23 protein-coding genes and 1 pseudogene are annotated in these 22488 nt (G+C 33.9%); 5 read left to right on the forward strand and 19 right to left on the reverse strand.

All coding sequences use genetic code 11. The features are described from left to right. Positions 1-192 precede the first annotated feature (192 nt). Positions 193-1155 carry an MBL fold metallo-hydrolase gene (locus ACFVQC_RS20965; protein WP_377899141.1) on the reverse strand — a complete coding sequence of 321 codons (963 nt, stop codon included), beginning with the start codon at positions 1153-1155 and terminating at the stop codon, positions 193-195. A 296-nt stretch (positions 1156-1451) separates the two neighbouring features. On the opposite strand from ACFVQC_RS20965, the gene ACFVQC_RS20970 reads away from it, so the two are divergent. The 3 genes from ACFVQC_RS20970 to ACFVQC_RS20980 all read left to right on the forward strand — a co-directional run bounded on the left by ACFVQC_RS20970 (position 1452) and on the right by ACFVQC_RS20980 (position 3494). Next, the gene (locus ACFVQC_RS20970; protein WP_377899143.1) at positions 1452-1718 is read left to right on the forward strand and encodes a hypothetical protein; all 267 of its coding nucleotides are present in this window, start codon (positions 1452-1454) and stop codon (positions 1716-1718) included. A gap of 136 nt (positions 1719-1854) precedes the next feature. After that, positions 1855-2940, forward strand: a complete 1086-nt coding sequence (locus ACFVQC_RS20975; protein ID WP_377899178.1) for a hypothetical protein — start codon at positions 1855-1857, stop codon at positions 2938-2940. Between the two features lie 188 nt (positions 2941-3128). Continuing rightward, entirely contained in the window at positions 3129-3494 is a 366-nt protein-coding gene (locus ACFVQC_RS20980; RefSeq protein ID WP_377899144.1) for a RidA family protein, read from the forward strand. A 744-nt stretch (positions 3495-4238) separates the two neighbouring features. Here ACFVQC_RS20980 and ACFVQC_RS20985 read toward each other — a convergent pair. The 6 genes and pseudogenes from ACFVQC_RS20985 to ACFVQC_RS21010 all read right to left on the reverse strand — a co-directional run bounded on the left by ACFVQC_RS20985 (position 4239) and on the right by ACFVQC_RS21010 (position 8042). After that, positions 4239-5054, reverse strand: coding sequence for a YwqG family protein (locus ACFVQC_RS20985; RefSeq protein WP_377899145.1), 816 nt, complete (start codon positions 5052-5054; stop codon positions 4239-4241). A 78-nt stretch (positions 5055-5132) separates the two neighbouring features. Next, complete coding sequence (locus ACFVQC_RS20990; protein ID WP_002161631.1) at positions 5133-5540, reverse strand: DnaJ family domain-containing protein; 408 nt, start codon at positions 5538-5540, stop codon at positions 5133-5135. Positions 5541-5621: 81 nt separating this feature from the next. Further along, positions 5622-6062: pseudogene (locus ACFVQC_RS20995) on the reverse strand (alpha/beta hydrolase); the annotation flags it as partial. A 96-nt stretch (positions 6063-6158) separates the two neighbouring features. Next, a complete protein-coding gene (locus ACFVQC_RS21000; RefSeq protein WP_377899146.1) occupies positions 6159-6524 on the reverse strand; it encodes a hypothetical protein in 366 nt (121 codons plus the stop codon). A gap of 255 nt (positions 6525-6779) precedes the next feature. Next, complete coding sequence (locus tag ACFVQC_RS21005) at positions 6780-7178, reverse strand: YxiJ-like family protein (protein WP_377899147.1); 399 nt, start codon at positions 7176-7178, stop codon at positions 6780-6782. A gap of 12 nt (positions 7179-7190) precedes the next feature. Further along, complete coding sequence (locus ACFVQC_RS21010; RefSeq protein WP_377894660.1) at positions 7191-8042, reverse strand: patatin-like phospholipase family protein; 852 nt, start codon at positions 8040-8042, stop codon at positions 7191-7193. A 178-nt stretch (positions 8043-8220) separates the two neighbouring features. Here ACFVQC_RS21010 and ACFVQC_RS21015 point away from each other — a divergent pair, with 178 nt between their 5' ends. Continuing rightward, complete coding sequence (locus tag ACFVQC_RS21015; protein WP_377894659.1) at positions 8221-8598, forward strand: PH domain-containing protein; 378 nt, start codon at positions 8221-8223, stop codon at positions 8596-8598. A 121-nt stretch (positions 8599-8719) separates the two neighbouring features. Here ACFVQC_RS21015 and ACFVQC_RS21020 read toward each other — a convergent pair whose 3' ends face one another. From ACFVQC_RS21020 to ACFVQC_RS21040, 5 genes are all read right to left on the reverse strand, one after another. Further along, entirely contained in the window at positions 8720-9244 is a 525-nt protein-coding gene (locus ACFVQC_RS21020; RefSeq protein WP_377899148.1) for a GNAT family N-acetyltransferase, read from the reverse strand. After that, complete coding sequence (locus tag ACFVQC_RS21025) at positions 9184-9708, reverse strand: YfiT family bacillithiol transferase (protein ID WP_377894656.1); 525 nt, start codon at positions 9706-9708, stop codon at positions 9184-9186. The genes ACFVQC_RS21020 and ACFVQC_RS21025 overlap by 61 nt, the downstream gene beginning before the upstream one ends. Before the next feature lie 15 nt (positions 9709-9723). Then, the gene (locus ACFVQC_RS21030; protein WP_377894654.1) at positions 9724-10251 is read right to left on the reverse strand and encodes a GNAT family N-acetyltransferase; all 528 of its coding nucleotides are present in this window, start codon (positions 10249-10251) and stop codon (positions 9724-9726) included. 63 nt (positions 10252-10314) lie between these two features. After that, positions 10315-11637, reverse strand: a complete 1323-nt coding sequence (locus ACFVQC_RS21035) for an FAD-dependent monooxygenase (protein ID WP_377894652.1) — start codon at positions 11635-11637, stop codon at positions 10315-10317. A 71-nt stretch (positions 11638-11708) separates the two neighbouring features. Further along, entirely contained in the window at positions 11709-12488 is a 780-nt protein-coding gene (locus ACFVQC_RS21040) for an undecaprenyl-diphosphate phosphatase (protein WP_377894650.1), read from the reverse strand. A gap of 132 nt (positions 12489-12620) precedes the next feature. Between ACFVQC_RS21040 and ACFVQC_RS21045 the strand changes: the two genes are divergently transcribed. After that, positions 12621-12827: a hypothetical protein gene (locus tag ACFVQC_RS21045; RefSeq protein ID WP_002136543.1), complete on the forward strand. Its 207-nt coding sequence runs from the start codon at positions 12621-12623 to the stop codon at positions 12825-12827. A 48-nt stretch (positions 12828-12875) separates the two neighbouring features. On the opposite strand, the gene ACFVQC_RS21050 is transcribed toward ACFVQC_RS21045, so the two are convergent. The 7 genes from ACFVQC_RS21050 to ACFVQC_RS21080 form a co-directional block, all read right to left on the reverse strand. Beyond that, complete coding sequence (locus ACFVQC_RS21050) at positions 12876-13256, reverse strand: nucleotide excision repair endonuclease (protein ID WP_002136542.1); 381 nt, start codon at positions 13254-13256, stop codon at positions 12876-12878. 77 nt (positions 13257-13333) lie between these two features. Further along, positions 13334-13897, reverse strand: a complete 564-nt coding sequence (locus ACFVQC_RS21055; protein ID WP_377899149.1) for a GNAT family N-acetyltransferase — start codon at positions 13895-13897, stop codon at positions 13334-13336. 74 nt (positions 13898-13971) lie between these two features. Further along, entirely contained in the window at positions 13972-14544 is a 573-nt protein-coding gene (locus tag ACFVQC_RS21060; protein ID WP_377894645.1) for a YybS family protein, read from the reverse strand. Positions 14545-14742: 198 nt separating this feature from the next. Then, a complete protein-coding gene (locus ACFVQC_RS21065) occupies positions 14743-16173 on the reverse strand; it encodes a PQQ-dependent sugar dehydrogenase (RefSeq protein WP_377899150.1) in 1431 nt (476 codons plus the stop codon). A gap of 91 nt (positions 16174-16264) precedes the next feature. Further along, on the reverse strand, positions 16265-17974 hold the full coding sequence (locus ACFVQC_RS21070) for an alpha-keto acid decarboxylase family protein (protein ID WP_377894642.1): 1710 nt from the start codon (positions 17972-17974) through the stop codon (positions 16265-16267). A gap of 252 nt (positions 17975-18226) precedes the next feature. Continuing rightward, positions 18227-20095 (reverse strand): ABC transporter ATP-binding protein, encoded by a 1869-nt coding sequence (locus ACFVQC_RS21075; protein WP_377894641.1) that lies wholly within the window; start codon positions 20093-20095, stop codon positions 18227-18229. Beyond that, complete coding sequence (locus tag ACFVQC_RS21080; RefSeq protein WP_377894640.1) at positions 20092-22338, reverse strand: ABC transporter ATP-binding protein; 2247 nt, start codon at positions 22336-22338, stop codon at positions 20092-20094. Before ACFVQC_RS21080 ends, ACFVQC_RS21075 begins: the two co-directional genes overlap by 4 nt. Positions 22339-22488 lie beyond the last annotated feature (150 nt).

Here is a 22488-nt window from a genome sequence, read left to right on the forward strand (position 1 = left end):
GTGTAATCGAAATGTAACTAAAGATAAAATTTAACGTGAGGGCGATTAATATGTAATAGAAGGAGGGCTCATGAAAAAAGAAAAAAATGCAAATGCAATTCCAGTAGATAAAACAAAGAATATTAATAGATGAGTCATAATTATAATAAAAAGCGAACCATCAATATTAAATCGGTTCGCTTTTTATTATAATTATACTTCTCGCCACCAAGCTGACGTAGGATATTCTCTAGATTTTAACGTAATAGCTTCACCAATTTGTGGCGTTGCAATATTAACTCCTAAACGATTTGCTTCTTTTGTAACTCGCTCGATTGGATCACTCCAATCATGTAATGCTAACGTAAAAGCACCCCAATGAATAGGAACAAGCAATTCTCCTTTAACGTCAATATGAGCTTGTACTGTTTCTTCTGGCAACATATGAATAGCAGACCATCTCGTATCGTACTGCCCGCATTCCATTAAAGTAAGATCGAATGGACCATATTTCTCACCAATTTCCTTAAAGTGAGAAGCATAACCGCTATCACCACTAAAGAAGACTTTAGTTTCTTGACCAAGAATAAGCCATGAACACCATAACGAACAATCTCTATCTGTCATACTTCGTCCAGAGAAATGCCTTGCAGGTGCACAAACTAACTTAATATTATCAAACGTAATTTCATCCCACCAATTATGCTCACTAATTTTACTAGGTGAAATACCCCATTTAATAAGATATTGCGCAACTCCCGCTGGAACATAAAAGTGCTTTGCGCGATCTTTTAACTGCATAATACTCTTGTAATTTAAATGGTCATAGTGATTATGAGAAATGATAATCGCATCAATTTCTTGAAGTTCATCATGTTCTAAAGAAAAAGCACCACTATACCGCTTACTATTAAACACAGGAAATGGGGAAGAGGCATCTCCAAACATAGGGTCTAACAACAGCTTTTTACCTTCTATTTTCAAAAGAGAAGCAGAGTGCCCAAACCACGTCACACTCTCTAAAGACTCATTATCTTTATTCGATAAAACAATAGGTAAATTCTTTATAGGACGCAGCTTTGTTTTCATTTTAAAGTAATCAGTCATTAAACCTATAATATCTTTCGGTTTAAAACTTACATCAGTATGGATTTGATTTGTATATTTCTTTTTCATTAGTTCTCCTTTTTACGTTTAACAATATACGTATGTTGTTATTGTAGCTATTTGTAGTGTAAACTATATCGTTTTACCTTTCATCTTTAATGCAGTACATTTCATAAATTCGTCAAATTCATTATTTATATATATAAAATGAAATTCATTTAGCAGCAGCTAAAACTAATATTATGTAATTGTAGATTGTTTTAATCAAGTAAATCCCTTCTCGAAAATCACAAAAAACGTACGTTTCATCATATGTTTAAGAAGCAGATATTCATCTAATTATTCAATGGAAGGAGAGTCTTTACATGCATGAAGGAAATAAAAAGAAGTCAAAATGTAAACTATCAAGATTTGAAATGATTCAGCTTTATACAGAAGGGAAGAGAACCTCAGAGATCACTATGCTTGCTAATGTGTCCGCTAGGTATATCCGCATGGTTTTAACAGACAATAACGTTCCAAGGCGAGCTATAGGTAGTTGGAAGAGAAAGTATGACATAAAAGAAGATTATAGCGAATTGACATTTAAAAGTTGGTTAACAAATGATAATCAATTTAACATATACCAATAATTCATTATAAAAACCTTAGTATAACTGTACTAAGGTTTTTAATTTGAGCTTATTAGAGGATACTTATTTTTATTTATAGAACATAATTAATACATAGATTTTACAATTGACTTAATTAAAAAGGAGGGATTCAATGATGCTTGTTAATAATAATACTCCAGAGAAAATACTACAAACAGATTATGAGACTAAAATGATTTCATCTGGAGACAACTCTCCATCTATAAAAATAAGTGGAACAAATCTTCAACATTTGCTTGTAATGCTCCATCTGGGCATAGAATCAAATACTATAAAAACGAAGCTAAATTGGACTAACGAGGAATTCGAAAAACAAATGCACGCATTAGAACTAGAAGGTTTATTGAATAAGACAGAAGGGAGTTACTATCCAACATGTATGGTTATAACAGCTAATGAAGGAGAAAAACTGTATAACCTATGTGAGCCTCTAATTAAAACTGCACTTAACATAATTGAAAAGTATTCTAATCAAATTGATGCTATGTCTAAAAGAATCGAGACATTTAATCATTTATCTAAAGAATCGTATAGTCTTTTACTATATAGTGGTGTGTTATTAGATTTTGGACAAATAATTAACATTGAAGAAAACTATTTAGAAACAGAACGGCCTTTGAGAAACAATAAAAGATATTATTATGCGATTCTAGAACAAGAACAAACAGACAAAGAGTCCTTTGGAATGTATGGTAATACGTATTTGGATTTAGGGGAATATCAAATTGGTCTTTATGGAAACACTCGATATACAAATTTGAATTTAATAACTGCGAATAAAGAAACGTTTGAAGAATATTTTCACGATGCTATTATCGATATTAATTATACGAAAAAGCAATTAGTTGAAAATTTTGTAGCAGTAGATAGACAAGTAGACTTAAATTCAAATGTATTATACGAAAAATTAGGCTTATATAAAAATTCACAACCTGTTATCCCAGTGTTTACAGCCGTAGATTTATCTATACTTAACGAAATCGCGAACACGATCAGTGAAGATTTGATTTTATTATGTAAAGAAAATGAAAAGCCTTTAAAAGAATACTTTGCAAGCAGCAGATACTCAAAAGAAATAACTTACGAAGAATTTTTTATTTGGTGGTATCACTTTTTCTATACAAAAGTAACTGAAGAATTAATACAAAAAGGCGTAATTATAACAAGCGCTCAAAAAAATCAAACGTACATAATCTATTAAAAACTTTAAATTAAAGTGACTAATATACTTTTGCATATGTAGCAGCTGAATGATGTATAGACAATAATTAGTAAATAGAGGATAATTAGTAAATAGAGGATAATCCGAAATCAAAACCTAATATAAAGAAAACAAGATATTAAAAGGAGAGAAGAGCCACGCAAAAGAAATTTATCAATCCAGAAACAATGCCAGCAACTTTTGGATACTCACATGTAGTTGAAGTTAGTAACGCTAAACGAACAATTTACATATCTGGACAAGTAGCGATCAATACTGATGGTCAAATAGTTGGCATTGATGATTTAGCTACACAAACGCGACAAGTATTCGAAAATATTAAAAGCGCATTAGAAACTTCGGAATTAAAATTTAATGATGTAGTAAAATTAACATTTTTCTTAACAGATATTTCTCAAATGGCCATTGTTAGAGATGTTCGAGATCAATACATTGATACTAAGAATCCACCAGCAAGTTCAGCTGTAGAAGTTAGAAAGTTAATTAACGATAACTTATTAATTGAAATCGAAGCAATTGCTGTAGCAAACTAATTTAAAAACTTATTATCAATTAAATTAATATCGAAGCAATTTGTTTAAAGTTAACGATTAAACAAATTGCTTTTTTATCTTAACTAAAATTTGTTTGCGGTATTATTTATGAAAATAAACAACAAAAATATATTAGAGCAACTTATCCGAGCTATTAAGCTTTATCAATTCATATAACACACAACCAATCATGAACAAAGAAAAGGGAAGTGCAATAACTTGAATTAACATATGGTAAGTTTATTACTTTTTTCTAGTTAACATAATATATATTATACAAAGTTGTATAGAATAAGTGTTTACCTGTATCAAAAACCAAGTAAACTATACTTAATGAGACGGAAAGGATATTTTTATTGAGATTTACACAAAATCTTATCTAAATGAATTTCTACAGTTTTTATCGTTTATTTTTGTATAAATTAATCACAGCATATTTCAATCGATTATCGACTTATCATTTAACAACTCAAAATTATTTTTGATCAGTAAAAAATTTTTATACGAAATAATTTTTCTATACAAAATCTAAATTTCATTTTATGTTTTACTGTATAGATTTATTACTAATTACATACATTTTATAATTTTATATTCTTGTTGTTATTTCTTTTATTTACACTTGACTTTTATTGTACGCATCGTTTTTCATTCTAGTTAACATAACGTTTATTTTTATACTAAAAAAATCCTCCTCACCTTCAGGAAGATTTTTTAGCTAGCTGGTAATCCATTTATCTCTTTTTAGTAGCAATCCCAATTGTAAATAATATTGGAAAAATCTAGGTTCAATAAATCTTCCTTGCATATAAAGAAATTAGCAACACCAGAATCTCCCCACATAATATTTAATGAATCGTCTGTATCAATTTGCAACAATAATATATCGTGTTGTTGGTATTTTTCTTCCCATTCTCTTGGATCTGTCTGTGTGAAAAATGGATAACCACCAATTTTATGTCCTTGATCTTCGCATAAATCATCATACAGTTCGCCTAATTCTGTATTGTTTTCTTTATCAACAATTTCTTCCCAATCAATGTTATCGTTAAAAATCTTTTCGAATCGATAATCTCTTGATGTTACCGGTTGATAATCCAATTCAAACTTTAGTTTCGCTGCTTCGGGTATGATAAAATCCTCTAATTCTAATGTATTTAAGTAACTAAAATCAGTAATAACCTTAGTTAAATCTTCTGTAATTGTAGAATGATAAATAATTCGAAAGTCTTTTTGGCTTGTTGGATGATCAAAATCTGCTCCAAAAAGCTCATCATCAGCACTTACGAAAAATTGTAACATGCCCTTTTGAGGCATATATTCAATATGCGGAATTTCTTCAAGCTTTAACTGCGCAAGTAACATCATAGGTTGGCCATTAGAGTCTTTAGGATACTCTTGATTTATAGGTACATACGGATAGCCACCAAACTTACTTTCAAAAAGGGTTGTCTCTGCTTGCGTTCCAGACACTTTAATGTACGGTTTCACACTTTCTTCTAAAATACTACGATACTGTTCTAGTTCTTTCGGAATTTGAAGTTGATACGTATTTTTCACAACTTTTCCCTCCCTTTAGTAATGAATTGAAAATACCTAACTTAATTATATAGCAAGAGATAGCTTAATTGAAAAATGTTAAAAATCCGTTTTCACCCTCATTTTTTGCGCACTTGGCGGACAAAGTAAATTATGTTCTATAACTTTTTTATTTATAGTTCGAATTAAATCCGCTGCTTCTGCTGTATTTGTATTTTCTTTTAGTCTTTCTTTTAAATCGTCAATTTCTTTTGAAAGCTCAATCCACCTAGGTAAAACATGATTATTTGCCAAAGTTCTATACAGTTGCTTTTCAGGATTGTACGAAAGGTCTTTATCAAGATTAAGAGGTTTCCCTTTACCAGGTAAATCATTAAAAGCTCCTTTCTTTTCTGCCTGTTTAACAATAGAACTAATATGATCCTCATACGTGAATGACCAAACTTTCTCATCTTTCACTAAAATTTCTTGTTTTTTTAGCTTTTTATCTAGTTCATCTTGATTCATAGATTCATTCCTCTTTTCATTTTATAGTGTTGTTTTTGAATATTTCAATGTCCTCAATCCATCAGGTAGCTTTTTACACCGTTAAATCCTATCATGACCGCCTTTAAAGTCTTCACAAGTGTTTTATATCCTTTTTCTTTTAAAGCTTTATACAGGCGTCTATTCGCCGTTAAAAGAGGTTTAGTTTCAATTTCCCCTGCTGCTATATAAAAATGAACATGATTAGCATTTGGATTTACAAATGCAATTAGAAACTTATTTTGAATCCACGAAAGTAATTCATCCGTTAACAATGTATTCGTTCTATCGTTAGTTAGCTCCTCTAACCGACCAATGTGATCTACAGCAACGACAATGCAAGGTGGAATTTTGTTTTTATTAATTAAATAATTGAGTGTTCTTGTGATAGAAAGGTTTTTATTCCATCAAATACAATGAGAAGTCCTTGAAGGTGTAAGTGTGAGGATAATTATGAGGCGTGTAAAGATGAACCTTACGTGTATTATTTAAAAGTGAACTATAAACTTGCTGTAATTAGAGCCTTGCTACATTTTATTTGTAATAAGGCTCTTTAAAGTTGTTTAATTCTTATTGAACTAACGCATCCTTTTAGGTCAGTTATTTATTAGAAAAATTATCAATTGCTTGAATAGCTTGTTCCAACGCTTTTATTCTTCTTTCTAAAAGCGTTCTTTGAGGACTACCAGCCTTTGACTTATCATACGCCCTCTCAATTGACGGGAGCAAACCAGTAAGGAGATTGCGAGCTTCTGCTAAATCTTCCTGAGTATAATGATGGGTTCCTTGATTCCAAACGTTTTCTAGCATTGCTAAGCCGATGCAAACAGCTTTCAGTCGTTTCTTTACTAAAGTAGTATTTGCGCCTTTTTGAGTCATCTGTGACAAAGCATTTTCTAGTTTATTGATTGTTGATTGTAAAGATTTTAGTGATTCCAATTTATCTACATTTGATACATTTTCCATGTTAGTACTGTCCTTTCTTCGATTCTGAATTATTTTGCTTGATACTTTATAACATCGATAAGAACCTGATTTCACTCGGATATCTTAACATAAATAACTAACAAAATTTGAAAATAATTCTCAAGAATCCGACACAATTGTTGAACAAAAGTTAACTAACCTGCCTATATGTACTTCTTTCTTATAATTAGAATTCCTATATAAACAAGTTGATAATATTGTATATTTTATGAACTAAAAAAACGCACAAGCTATTTAACCTGTGCGTTTAAGATAGTAAAGTAATAGTTTCCGGACCTTCTCATAACTCATGAAATCTCTATACAAAATGGGATACTTCACAATTTCTGTTTCTAGAAAACGATATTGTGGAAACCATTCGAAAAACGATTTTCTCAGCCACTTTATTTGTTGAAACGTAATATTCTCTTCGTTTTCATTTAGTACAGAATTTAAAGTTGCTGCTGTATGCATCCAATAATGATTAAAATCAGCGTTTATATAGTCGTCTTCGGTAAATTTACTTTTTAAATCTCGCTGTAATTTTCCTGTAGCTCGCTGTAATTTTCCTGTAGCACGATAAGGAAACGGTTTATGCAGTGGACTATGCATTTTCTGCAATTCCTTAAAAATAACTTGTTTTCCTAACTTCACCTTTTCACCCCTTTATTTCTCTATCCAATTTAATAAGTTTTCAAAATGATATTGAGCATCGTTATACCCAAGATTATATAGATTAACGAGCTTTTCCTTATTTCTTTCTATTCCGCTTGTTGGAAGCTGTGCACTTGGTTGAATTACATAAAAATTATCTTTTTGTTCTTTTTGATTCATATAAGATATAGTTTCATTATAAAAACGATAATGGTCTACTAAATGTTCTGCGATTTTCGGATAGTTTCTATACAAGAATTTAGCTAGTCCAGAAAATTTATTCCGCTGCTTCTCGTATCCTTCTGGCTTTGTCATAATAACAACGTTCTTTTGATAACCATCATGTTGTGCTTTAAAAACTGGAATAGGATCTATAATCCCTCCATCTAACAATTTTCGATTATCATATTCTACAGCAGGTGCTATAAACGGCACAGAGCTTGATGCACGAATGATTTTTAAAATATCATTTCCATGATCTGTTTTATTATAATAAACAGCCTGTCCTGATTCGCAATCAGTCGTTCCTATGACAAACTGTTCACTTGAGTTTAAGAAAGTTTGAAAATCAAATGGGACAATTTTATTAGGTACTTCATCAAATAAAAAGTCCATCCCAAATAATTCACGTTTTCGAATTAAGTTTCGATAAGATATATACCTGTGATCTGATACTAGCTCTGTATTTACTTTCTTATTTCTCCCTTTTTGACGTGACAAATAGGTTGCTCCCATACACGCTCCAGCGGATACACCGACTACATACGGAAAAAATAAGTCCCTTTCCATAAAATATTCGAGTACTCCTGCAGTATATAAACCTTTCATTCCGCCGCCTTCTAATACTAAACCGATATTCTTCATGCTCAATCCCTCTGCTTCTGTTTTCTTACTTACATGTTAGCACAAGATTTTAGGATGAGGTTATATAAAATAATTGCAATAAGCAAAAAAACTACAGATGCAATGTCATAATGTATTTAGGCATAGCATGGTACAATATAAGAAACTCATTCCACATATTATAAAGGAGGAATTTCATATGGGTTTATTTAGTGGTATTTTAGGAAATGCATCAAGTGCGAGTACAGAAAGCGTAGAACATGATTTAGAAAAGATTATGCTTGATGATGAGAAAGTTGAGCATGCTTATAAATTAATTCGTGATTTAATCGTATTTACGAATCGTCGTCTTATTTTAGTAGATAAACAAGGAGTAACTGGTAAAAAAACAGAATACCATTCTATCCCTTATAAAAGTATTACACAATTTAGTATTGAAACAGCTGGGCATTTTGATTTAGATGCGGAACTTAAAATTTGGGTGTCTAGTATGGACGATCCAATTGCGAAGGAATTTAAAGGTGATGATAGTATTTTAAGCATTCAAAAAGCGTTAGTGACATATACGACAAAATAGTTCATTTTTGTATATTTATTCGAATCCGGAATTACTAACCCGAATATTTTGGAAGAATATACATTAAAATTGTATATTTAATCTAAAGCGGAACAAAAAGGTAAAGCATTTAAAATGTGCTTTACCTTTCTTTTTTATAATAAATTAAAGTTGCTTTATCATTTAATTTCTTTTTAAATTCCGCTTTTCTATATCCCATCTTTTCGTATAGAAAACAATTTCGTTCTTCCTCTAAAATTGTAGCAAGCTCCCAAGTCGTTATTTTTGGAAACATCTCCTCGATTAAAATTAATACTTTTTGAGCAATTCCGTTCCCTTGATAGTCTGGAATAATAAACATCGGGCTTATCCAAAATTTAGATGCCTCTTCTTTACGTGATATACATATCGCTCCGACAAGATTCGTATTTACAAAAATTTTATAAAATCCACCGTCCAGGTTATTTATTCTTGAAATCGTTCTTTCAATAAGTTCATTTGCCGGACTTGTTTCATAGTCCTTATACTTTTCTAATAATGAACTAAATGATTCTACTTGCATTTGAAATATAATCTCTGCATCAATTTCTGTCGCCCTCTCTAATGTTACCAATTTAAACGCTCTCTTAAAGAAGTAATATGAGCTGTATGATGATGACCGTGCCATGCATATAGTCCAATTGCAGCAGCAAGTTTTGTTTCACCTGATTCAGGATGATTAAATGTCTTTTCTAAATCTGCTGGTTCTAAAGAATATAATAAGTTAACCCATCTTTTATGTAATGAATCTAGCATTACAAGTGAAACATCTACTGGTAATTTTGAGTCAGGTAGCTCTGCCCATTTTTCTTCTTTGTACGGTTTAATAGTTGGATTCTTTTCTGTCAGTGCTAATTTAAAGCGTATGTAGCTATTCATATGACTATCAACAACATGATGAACAACTTGGCGAACAGTCCATCCACCAACGCGATACGGTGTATCTAACTGCTTCTGATCTAAATCTTTTATCGCTCTTGCTAATTCATTAGGTAAATCCTCAATTTCTTGAATCCATTTATCAATTATTTCTTCTGTAATAGTGCCTACATAAGTAAATTGGCCTATTGGATAACGTAAATCATTGTTCATGAATATGCCCCCCTATTATTTTGAAAACGAAGTAGTTCTGCAAATATACTGTACAAAATTTACACGTTCTCCGTTTAATTCTACAGAAGTTGTATCTGCTTCATTATTAAAAGAAAATCCGCTTTTTTCTAGTACAATTTGTGATGCGAGATTATTAGTCGTTGTTTTAGCATGAACCTCATTAATTTCATTATTTTTCGCTACGTTTAAAATTAATTTTACAGCTGCTGTTGCAACTCCTTTTTTAGTGAATTTTTCTCCGACTCTATAACCTAACGAACTGATTCGAGTTTCGGTATCTATATCTACTAAGTTTATTCGACCTACAATTTCGTTTTCTTCATTACGAATTAAATAAAAATAAGAATTTCCATCTGCCTGTTCTATTAATAAATCGTCTAGTAGTTTTTGGAAATATTCAAAATCGAAATATTTCGAACCACGATTTGGTACCATTGTTTCAAAAAAAGATTTATTCGTAAGTTCAAACGTAAATAAATCCTCAGCATCTTGTTTCTTTAGTTGCTCTATGTATATTTCCATCCCGTATTCTCCTTCTTGATTTACTAACTGTTATACATTCTTTTTTAATCGATTATTTTCCTGCTATTTCTTTCGATTAAGTAATACAGCAAGTACCACTTTCGGATGAAATAGATGAAATGGGCTACGAATTAAATTCATCACTCGCACTAATCGAATATACACATCAGAATCACTTGCAGAAAGTCGATATATTTGTTTCGTATACCAAAGCTGAAAATTTTGTTTCATAGTTAATTCTCTCTTTAGCTGAGGGTGACGTGATATTTCCGTAGTTGTCATTTCCCAAGGGGTTTGTATTATGTTTGCGGCTTTCTTATAAAATTGTTGTGTAAATGTTTTATCGAGCTTTTTTCTCCCTTGTAGAAGTTGTTGCAACTGGTGAGCTTCCATAGCTGCAACTGAAACGCCTTGACCGAAAACCGGATCAAAACGACAATGTGCATCTCCAACTATTAATAACCCTTCTGGCATATTTGTAACGAGATCGAATCGTCTGCGTACTTGAAAAGGAATTTTGTATGTTTTAATATCAGTAATTGCCTCAGCTCTATTTAGGAAATCTATTACATGACGGATTGAAAGGTTTTCAGCAAAATTATAAAACTCATCATCTGTTTGTGGTGCCTTCTCATTTGCATATCCACTGAAAGTAACAAAATAACGATCATCTTCAATCGTTTGAATTAGAACACCATAAGGATTCTCAGGAAAACTTGGAGACATAAGTATATTACAGCAGTCTAACTTCTCATTTTCTTTGAGTTTAAACAATCTAGTTGCATAAAATAAATCAATACGCACTTTTTCTTCTTGCACTTCAATATTGTATTCTCGTAACCACTCTATACTTTTTGAACCAAACCCACTCGCATCAACAACAATATCTGCATGAACTTCTTCGTGTACACCTATATCTAAACATTTAACTTTTACTCCACACACTTTGTTACGGTTTTCATCTATTAGTAATCTTTCAACTAACATTTCATACTTCGTAGTAATATTTGAAATTTGTTCAATTCGTTTTTGAATATGTGATTCTAGCATAGGACGACTTTGCTGAATCATATGCACTTCTCCTGTGAATGACTGTTTCCATAAACCAAATTGATGCCATTTTAAATCACGAGTAAAGTTATTTACGATGCTGCCTGCTTCTATTAATTCGTTAGTAATAGTAGGGAACAATTCCTCAATTGCCTTTTCTCCGCCTTTTAATAACACATGAGGATGATTACTTTGTGGAACTCTTTTTCTCGAAGCTTCTCCATCCCATTTTTCACCGGCTTCTAAAATGATTACTTCTTTAAAAGAAGTTGATAATGCTTTTGCTGTGAGTTTTCCTGCTATACTTCCGCCAATAACGATAGCCTTATTAAACATATTTTCCCCCTTAATGAAAAAAGATCCTGCCTTATATGAATGAAACAGGATCTAAACGAAGAATTACTAAATTAAAACACATGAGTAAATTGCAACGTTAAAATTAAAATACCTAATCCCCATACGTAATACGCGAATACTTTTAAAGAATGACGTTTCAAATATTGAATCATCCATGAAACTGCTATGTAACCAAAGAACGCTGCTGATAACGTGCCGACAATTAAAGATGTACTAGAAATAGATTCAGCTTTCCCTTGATAAACATCTGCAAATTGCAAAATGATTGCTCCGACTATTGCTGGCGTAGATAATAAAAACGAAAAATATGCTGCTGTTTCACGGTCTAGTTTTCTCCATAAAGCAGCGACGATTGTCATACCAGAGCGAGAAATTGCTGGGAAAATAGCAGCCGCTTGAAATGAACCGATAATAAATGCATCTTTATATGTAATGTCATCCATTTTTTTACGACCATTTTTTTGTTTATCGGCCGTGTAGAGAAAGAAACCTGTCACTAAAAACTCCCAGCCAATCGTAATACCTGTTTTTGAAATATCTTCAAAGAAGTCTTTAAATAACAATCCGATTACAACTGCAGGTATCGTCCCAACAATAAGCAATAACATTAGTTTTGAAAATGGATTTTTAATTAAGTATATAAATTCTTTTTTGTAATAAATAAACACTGCAAGCAAAGTCCCGATATGCAGCATCGTATCTAAAAACAATCCAGCTTCATCTAATTGAAACAAATGCCTTCCTAAATAAAGATGTCCTGTACTACTAATCGGTAAAAACTCTGTTAAACCTTGTATTATCCCTAATATAAAAGCTTCTAACCAATTCATGATGGTCCCCTTTCTCGTTTGCTTGTACCAATATATGAAGGTTCAATTTTCGATATGAAAAAAACTATTTTTCTCTATGAATTTACTTTTATTTCATGGATATATATGTAAAAAGGAGTAAGGAGGGTTACTATGTGGCAACATACGAAATTCGGCAATGTATTACTGTGGGCAGGACCTATCCTTGTGTTTATAGGGTTATGTATGACAAATGTTATTTCAGATATTCCTTTTTTTGAAGGAAAACATAAAACGCTTGGAATTATAATTTTATTTATAGGGCTTTTCTGTTTAATTGCTGCTAATCATTTTAAAAAAGGAGAAAGAAATGAAGAATGAAACACAAAAAAACAATCCTAGTATATGTGCTAGGATTGTTTTTTTTACTTATTTATAAAACACTTTATCAACGTTATATTTCGCTTTGTATTCATTAATGATGTAAGTTTCATAAATTTCTCTTTCTGTTGGATCTTCTACGATACATGCATCGATACGGTATACTTCATCACGATTATTTTTGATTGGTGAAACATTATCTTCAAAATGCTTTTTAATACGTTGTCTAATTTTACGAGCTTTACCTACGAAAAGAAGTTCGTCATTAATATTGTAAAACATAAAAATGCCGCCTTTATCTCTAGGAAACAAGTGGAAATCGATAAAACCGTTAATTGGAGTAATTAATGGCTCGTCTCCTTTAATAACTTGGTTACGTTCAGTAATTGAAACATCAGCTTCAGGAATATTAATTTTAATCAAGTTCATTCACGTCCTCTTTTATTATAAAGATAAATAATAGCATAAGTATGTAAGAAAAGCTATGTTAAGAGAGATATTTCATTTTATAATTCAAATATTATAGGTATATCATGTAAACTTTTTCTCCAAATCATATGATCGTTTGATTCGCCCCAATAATCCTTCAGCATATAACTAGGTTTTCCAAACTTTTTTGTCCATATACTTTGTGCTTTTTTGTATCCACTATCTAAACAGCATTCGGTTATTCCTCTGCTAAGTAATGTAAGATACATTGTATTTAGTAGTAAACTCCCTATACCTATTCTTTGATACTCCGGAAGTATAAATACAGTTCCTATTTCATACAAATCCTTAAGTACACCGTCTGTACAACTATTAATCAATGTACTTGCTGGACCGATTTCAATCGTTCCAATGATTTTATCGTTACTTGTATCTATTGCTAATAAAAAGTAACGACTTTCTCCATTATTATCAAAATCATTTTTCAAATATTGCTTTTTCGTGTTAATTTCACTTTCTATGTCATCTAATAATTGTGATAACCCTTCGTTTTTAAAAGTATTTGTAATAACTATACGAAAAAACAAATTTAGTTCATCAATATCATCCGAATTCGGCCTTCTAATTTCAACGTTATACATGACTTAAATCTCCAATCTTTGAAAATATATGAGTATGAGAAAGTGTATTCATTCTAAAAGATGTAATGTACTTGCTAAGACCATACTTTATATACTCTACTCATCATTATTTTGCACAGCTCTGCATAGATCCAACAGTATAGAAAACTTAATATAAATATTAATGAAATAATTTTTATATCCACAGTTGTATGAATAGTAGGACCAAGTACTGGAAAACGGAAGACATCGAGAACGATCATTATTCCAATAAGTAAACATATCGCTGAAAAGGAAACCACCCAAATTCTCCTCTTGAATTGTAAAAAGGATACACCTAACGCTATACCTAATAATCCTGTAGTAAAGGGAAAGACAATTAGTTCACTTGGCTCAATAATGAATAATAGGAAAATAGTAAGAATATAAGAGAGTACTCCCTCACGAATAGAATAACAAATAGCTAGAAAAATCGGTAGCGTCGCGAAAGGACTAATAAATAACCCTATTCCAGGGATTAAGTTCCCCGCAGATTGAAAAATAGCAGCAAGTGAACCGAGTAATGCTGTAATGACTAACCTACTTGCAGGCGTCACCTTTCTTTTATGAACAAAATTCGCATCCTGCTCTATCATCCATTGATACCAATAGCATCTAAAGCGATTCATCAAATTCCCCCCTAAAGAGACCTAATTCACCACGTTCTATTTTTATTCAAATACTTATTGGTTATGTTTTACTTTCTGCTTGTTAGGAATCACTATACAATAGATGTTTATCCATAGAAGGTTTTTTAAGAGGCGCTAAGTCGTGCGTTTGAAAAAATATGAATTCCATATATTTTTAGACTAAGAGTTTATACCGTATCATGGAACAATTTCAAAAATAGTACCTTTGTTAAAATCCGTTACTTTCATAGATCCATAAACCCCTAAATATAATCTAGTTTGATCTCCGTTTGTTCCCAAGCTCATATAATAAGCTGCTTGAGCACCAAAATCATAATTGGTTTCAATAACATGAAAATCATTACGTTTCCCGTCTAGAGCTGCTCTAGTAAAAGCTAACACTCCCTTTACTGGAGATTGAAATTCTTCTTTCTTAGCAAGATCAGTAAACACGACGCTACCGGTTAAATTTTGAATTGCAGTTCCCATATAAGGCTGAACTCCTGTAAGTGAAGTTCCTCCAAACTTATCCGGTCTGGAATCTTTATGAAAATAACTAATTAGAGGTTGAATACGTCTCGCTGACGTTTGAATTGTTTCATTATAATAGGCCATTGTTCTCTCATCCAAAGTAGGATTCTCAGAACAGTGCCTTATAAAAGACGTAGGTAATTCTCCTTCCCATCCTCGCCAACCAAAATTAATAAATCCATCTTGATTGGGAGTGGATCTCATTAAATACGTTTGAACAAGTTCGGTAACCGGTATGGGTTGATAATGAACAAACGAAAAAATAGACTCTGCAATATCCTGCCCGACATTTCCAGCGTATTTGATATATTGATTATAAAACCTTTGGAATGAAATACCTGTTATATTACGAACCCCTTTCGCAATTACCGTAAGTGTTTCTTGTATAGATAAAGGAAACTCATTGAAGCGCGTAACTACTGGAGGGTTATTTATGAATGTATTTTTACTTACATCAATTTCAATTATTTTACCCGCTATTTCTAAATCATCCTGGCTTAAATTAAATGGATCATAACCCGATCCACCATCTCCATTTGTAAAAACAAGTTTTCCAGTCTCTGGTGAAAAGTTTAAACTATTGACTCCGTTATGATTAAAAAATGGCCGTTTTATGTTAAGTAACGTTCTTCGTTTTTGAGGTTGACCGTTTGATTGTAAAGTCCATTCTTCAATTGTATCAATATGATCATATTGAGTATCTCTATTTATCCACTTTAAGTTTAAAGTTTTCGGGTCACAAGGATTCGGTTTAAATTGTTCTGTAAGTGCACCTGGTCCTTGAGTCCCAGCCATTGAATAATGAAGATAAAATAAGCCATTATGATTAAATTGCGGATGAAACGCTAGTCCTAGCAATCCGCGTTCATCATAACCGCTACTAGAAACACCTTCTTCAAACGTGCCTAATTTGATAATTCGCGGACGAATATTTAAAAATGTTTTTATTACACCGTCTCCTATATAAAAAACCTCTCCTAATTGGGTTGCAATAAATAGTCTTTCAGCCGATTCACCTGGAAGTATGGCTGTTTTTATTACAGTTGGTAAATTTATGTTATGAACGATGGGCCGTAAACTAACCTTAACTTTTGTCAACTCACTTTACACCCCTTTAATTGCGTTTTATTAAAAGAGTATGATTAAAACTGTTCGATTAGTATTCAATTAGGGACTAGGGAATTGGATACTATTTCTGACTGCGCTGCTTCTCCATATAACTACGCATCCGTCGCATATATTCAGGTGCGTCCATTGGATTCCCTGCGATCATTTCAATTATACAGAGTCTTTTGGTGCTTTCCTTTTCAGCATGGATTATAGCCTGATCAAGCTCTCCATAGGTCCGGACCGTAACGGTAAACGCGTTACCTCCAAAAGCTTCGGCCAGCTTGGTGTAAGACCATCGAGGGATTTGGTTGTACTTTTGATCCTCTGTTTTGACATTTAAATATCTCTCGATTGTATAACCATCGTTGTTCAAAACAAAGATTATGGGCTTGCAGCCGTAATAGAGCATAGAACTGATTTCCTGTGCCGTTAGCTGCAGGGCACCGTCACCTGTAAACACCAATACTCGGCGTTCCGGCGCGGCCATAATAGCACCAAACGCCGAAGGGATTGCGTAACCGATGGACTGCCATCCACCTTGTCCAATATATGTTACATTGCCCGGCAGTCTGACCTCTCCCATTCCATAATAAAACGTTCCGGTCTCGGCGATTACAATATCCCCATCTTTCAGCATGCGCTGAAAACGCGGATAATACCCGTCCGCCATTAGAGGTCCGTCGGCAATAGTTGTGAATTGCTCATAAGGGAATGACAATTTTTTTGTCAAACCTTTGCCCGTATAACCCACCTTCTGAACGGCAAGTAGCATGTCGGCTGCAAGAATATTCGGATATTCCGCCTCAGCGATTTTAACTATATCTGGTTGAATATTGACAGTTATCAGCGGGTTCAGCTTTGCGGTAAAACTTGCGGTGTTTGTGTCCGCCCATACCATGCCAATCGCAATGATACAATCTGCATTCTCCACCGTACTTTGGACTTCAGTCCTCCCGAAAGAGCCTAGATACATTCCGATATAATTTGGATGGGTCTCATCGAATCCTCCCTTCCCGTACATCATCGTTACAACAGGCACATTCATTGCATCGGCCAGTTGCCGAGTTGCTGTCTGAAGGCCGAAGCGCATAGTTTTCACATCCACCAAGATAACTGGTCGGTGGGCACGCTCCAAAAGCGGACGGACATGATTCACTGCAGCCTGAAGGGTATTCTGGTTGGATGTTGGACGTGGTGTTACCGGTTCTGCCCAGACTTTAATCGGCTTGGTCACTAAATCATTAGCCACAACCAGGTATACCGGCCTTTTCTTTTCCTTAGCAATGCGAATCGCAGTCTGAATTTCAATCTTGGCATTTTCCGGCGTAAGCACTGCGGTATATGCCGTAATCTGCTCATACACCTTGCGAAAAACGTCAAAATTTCCATCCATTAAGGTGTGATGCATAAGCTTATGCTCTTTTTGATCCTTCTCAGGAGGCGCACCCACAATGTGTATAATTGGTACATGCTCGCTGTTGGCTCCCGCTATCGCATTGCAGGCGCTGAGCTCCCCGACCCCGAAGGTCGTAATAAGAGCCGATATTCCTTTGATTCTTGCATAGCCATCTGCAGCATAACCTGAGTTTAGTTCGTTTCGTCCTTCTATAAAGCTGATGCCGTTATAACACTCCAAAGTATCAAGAAGTGTAAAATTATAGTCCCCTGCGACACCAAAAATTTCGGTAATGCCCTCGAGTTTCAGGCAATCGAACAAATACTGGCCAACCGTTTTTTGAGCAGGTCCCCTTTGTAAACCAAAGTTACCCGTATTAATCATGTTGTCCATCGCTTGCTCACTCCTTATCCATTTCTTTGGCTTGTTCTGTTTTATAGTACCCTTTTTGATAATTCCCTTTAATTAAACCAGTTATCCGTTGTGCAACAATTAATGGGGAAGAAATGCTCCTTATATCGGCGAAAAGTCTAGCTTACTTTTAAAAACTTTGTAACAGAACCCTAAAAATGATAAAAACCCACGAAGAAAATGAATTTTCACCGTGGGTTTTAGTTATTTAAATGGACTTTCGGGACACCTAACTCAAGAAGCATCCGCACCTTCAAATTGACTATTATAAAGCGAAGCATAGAAACCATCAGCTTTCAATAACTCTTCATGATTACCTTGTTCTACAATATCCCCATCTTTCATGACAAGGATTAAATCTGCATCACGTATTGTTGATAATCTATGAGCGATAATGAAGCTTGTTCTACCTTCCATAAGGTTTTCCATCGCTTTTTGAATCAGTACTTCTGTACGAGTGTCAATGGAGCTTGTTGCTTCATCGAGTATTAATATTTTCGGATCTGCAATAAGGGCGCGGGCAATTGTTAGTAGTTGCTTTTGTCCTTGGGATACGTTGCTTGCTTCTTCGTTTAGTTCCATTTGATATTTATTTGGTAATGTTTTTACGAAGTTGTGAACGTGAGCTGCTTTCGCTGCTTCAATTACTTCTTCGTCTGTAGCATCGAGTCTACCGTAACGTATATTTTCCATGATGGAGCCGTTAAATAGCCAAGTGTCTTGAAGTACCATACCAAACATGTTGCGCAAGTCTTCTCGCGTGAAGTCTTTTATATCGTGACCGTCGATACATATTGCACCGCTGTTTATGTCATAGAAACGCATTAACAGTTTTACAATCGTTGTTTTACCAGCTCCGGTTGGTCCGACGATTGCTACTTTTTGTCCAGGTTTAATGTTAGATGAGAAATTATTGATGATGATTTTATCTGGATTGTATCCAAATTGAACATCTTGGAAGGTAACTTCTCCTTGAACTTTTTGCAGCTTCACTGGATTTTCTGCTTCTGGCACTTCCTCTTCTTCTTCTAAAAATTCGAAGACTCTTTCTGCAGCAGCTGCAGTGGATTGAAGTACGTTCGCGATTTGCGCTACTTGAGCGATTGGTTGCGTAAAGCTTCTAACATATTGCACAAAGGCTAAAATGTCTCCAACTGCGATGGTTCTCTTGACCGCAAGCCATCCGCCTAAAATAGATACAGCGACGTAACCGATATTACCGATAAATGTCATAATCGGCATCATCATTCCAGATAAAAATTGAGATTTCCATGCGGAGTGGTAAAGGGTATCATTTACCTTTTCGAATTTTTTTACTTCTTCTTCTTCTTTGTTAAAGGCTTTTACGATATTGTGACCACTATAAATTTCTTCGACCTGACCGTTTACGTGTCCTAAATATTCTTGCTGGGATTTGAAGTATTTTTGTGATCGTTTTACGACTGCCATGATGAGAATCATCGATACTGGCAATATTAAAAGCGCCACTAATGTCATTTGCCAGCTGATTGATAACATCATGATAAGTACACCGATGATTGTAATAACGGATGTGATGATTTGCGACATACTTTGGTTTAACGTTTGGCTCACCGTATCTACGTCATTTGTAATTCTCGATAATACTTCGCCGTGCGTTGTTTTATCAAAGTATTTCAGCGGCATACGGTTAATTTTTTCATCGATTTCTTTTCTGAAGTTATAAGATACTTTTTGAGCTACTCCAGAAATAATGTACCCCTGGATAATACCAAACACAGTGCTCAGTATATATAATCCAAGGAGTAAAATGACAATGTTTCCGATATAGGTAAAGTCAATGGCCGCACCGGGTGCTCCTGATACTTTGCTTACGAGTCCTTCGAAAAGTTTTGTTGTCGCGTTTCCTAAAATTTTTGGGCCAACGATTGTAAAGGCTGCACTACCGATTGCGAAAAGGATAACGACTAAGATTGATAATTTATAGGGCTTCAAGTATTGAAGGAGTTTATTCATCGTTCCTTTGAAGTTTTTTGCTTTCTCAATCTTTCTCATGCCGCCGCCCATAGGACCGCCAGGACCAGGGCCGCTTTGTTTTCTATTTTCTATTTTTCTATCACTCATGATGACAACTCCTCTCTTGAAAGTTGTGATAAAGCAATTTGCTTATAAACTTCACAGTTTTCCATAAGCTCTTCATGAGTACCAGTTCCAATTATTTTTCCTTCGTCAAGTACAATAATCTTATCGGCATTCATGATTGTACTGATTCTTTGGGCAATAAGTAAAATAGTACTTCCTGTAATCTCATTGTTTAAAGCTCTGCGCAATGCTGCGTCTGTCTTAAAGTCAAGAGCTGAGAAACTATCATCGAATATGAAGATTTCTGATTTTTTCGTAAGAGCACGCGCAATAGAAAGTCTTTGTTTTTGACCACCGGAAACGTTCGTACCACCTTGTGATATTTCTGTGCGGAAGCTTTCAGGTTTCGCGTTAATAAACTCCATAGCTTGCGCGATTTCCGCCGCTTTTTCGAGTTCTTCTTCAGTTGCTTCTTTTTTACCATATTTCAAATTACTCTCGATTGTACCTGAGAAGAGAACTCCTTTTTGCGGTACATAACCAATTTTCTCTCTTAATTCCTTCTGAGATACTTCTCTAATATCCGTGCCATCTATTAATATTTGGCCGCTTGTGACATCGTAAAAGCGTGGAATTAAGTTGATTAATGTTGATTTACCACTACCTGTACTTCCGATGAAAGCTGTCGTTTCACCAGGTTTTGCAGTAAAGGTGATATTAGAAAGCACATCTTCTTCTGCACCTGGGTATCTAAAACCAACATTTTTAAATTCAACGTAACCTTTCTTGTCGGAAGCAAATGTTTTCGGCTCTTTTACATCACTAATGGTAATGTCAGTATCTAAAACTTCTGCGATACGTTGTGCGGAAACTGAAGCACGTGGAACCATAATAGATACCATTGAAATCATTAAGAAGGCCATGATAATTTGCATTGTATATTGCATAAATGCCATCAAATCACCAACTTGCATATGTCCCATATCCACTTGGTGTGATCCAACCCAAATAATAAGTACAGTAACGGCATTCATGATAAACATCATCATTGGCATCATAAATGACATTAAACGGCTTACAAATAAATTTGTTTTTGTTAAATCTTGATTTCCTTTTTCAAATTTCTTTTCTTCATGTTTTTGAGTATTAAAAGCACGAATAACGAGCATACCGGTTAAAGATTCACGAGTGATTAAGTTAATTTTATCTACTAACTTTTGGATACGCTTAAACTTAGGAATCGCGATGCTAAATAAACCAATAACTAGGCTTAAAATCGCAATTACCGCAACTGCGATAATCCATCCCATTGAAAGGTCTGTAGTAAGTACTTTAATAATGCCGCCGATACCTAAAATTGGTGCATAGAATACAATGCGAAGCATCATAACCATAAGTGTTTGAACTTGCTGGATATCATTTGTACTTCTTGTGATTAGAGATGCAGTGGAAAACTTATCAAACTCTGCATTCGAGAAGTTTGTAACTTTCCGGAATACTTTCTTTCTAAGGTCTCTGCCGAGTCCTGCAGCTACTTTTGCAGCAAGTAAACTCACGATAACGGTAGCTGCCATACTTACTAAGGATAAAAGTAGCATTTTCCCGCCGGAAGTAAGAATAAAATTAGATTGAAGCTTATCAGTATTGATACCGATCTTTTTATACTCATTCTCAATGTATGAAACAGCTGATTGTGTTACCATGCTACCTGGCATATTCTTAAACTTTTCATCTGCCTTTTCTTTCATTGCATTGATTTGATCTTGAGGAAGTTTCGCAATGATTGCAAAAGGATCTGTATTTGGCGGCAGCTTCGCTGGTGTGTTGTTGTCACCTGTCGCAGCAGGAGAGAAAGCAGATGAGCCACCTTTTTCAATTCCTTGTGTAATTAACATTGGTTTCCCAAAGATATCGTTAAGTTCGTTAATTATTTTTTTATCTTCTGTATGTAGCTTATAAAGTGGCTCTTTATCAAGCTGCGGATAATCTTTTAAGTCATTTTTCAATTCACTTTGAGAGAGGTTGTTCTTATCTAAAAGCACATAGTTGTCAGCTACTTTTTTCTTCTCATTTTCATTCATAAAGAGCGTAAGTTTATCCAGTTCACTTTTACGAATAACCTCAGGTACTGCATTTTCTACACCTTTTTGTTGAATCCCTACATTGACAATGTTAGACATGTAGTCTGGCAGTGATAGATCACATACTGCCTGCACAGTTAAAAGACATACAACTGCAATGATGGAAGCAACAAATGGTTTTAAATGTTTAATGATCTTTAACATTTAATTCATCTCTCCATTTTCCTTATCTAATTTTTTTAGTTTTTACTCCGTTTCTCTCCTTTATTCTTCGTATTCTCAGTAATTCATTCTAGCAGCTCTTTACGTATTTTTGGCCACAGATTAATTTTATGACTATATGAAGATATGATG

Origin of the sequence: Bacillus sp. NPDC057893 (assembly GCF_042796455.1) — a bacterium.
Taxonomy (GTDB): domain Bacteria; phylum Bacillota; class Bacilli; order Bacillales; family Bacillaceae_G; genus Bacillus_A.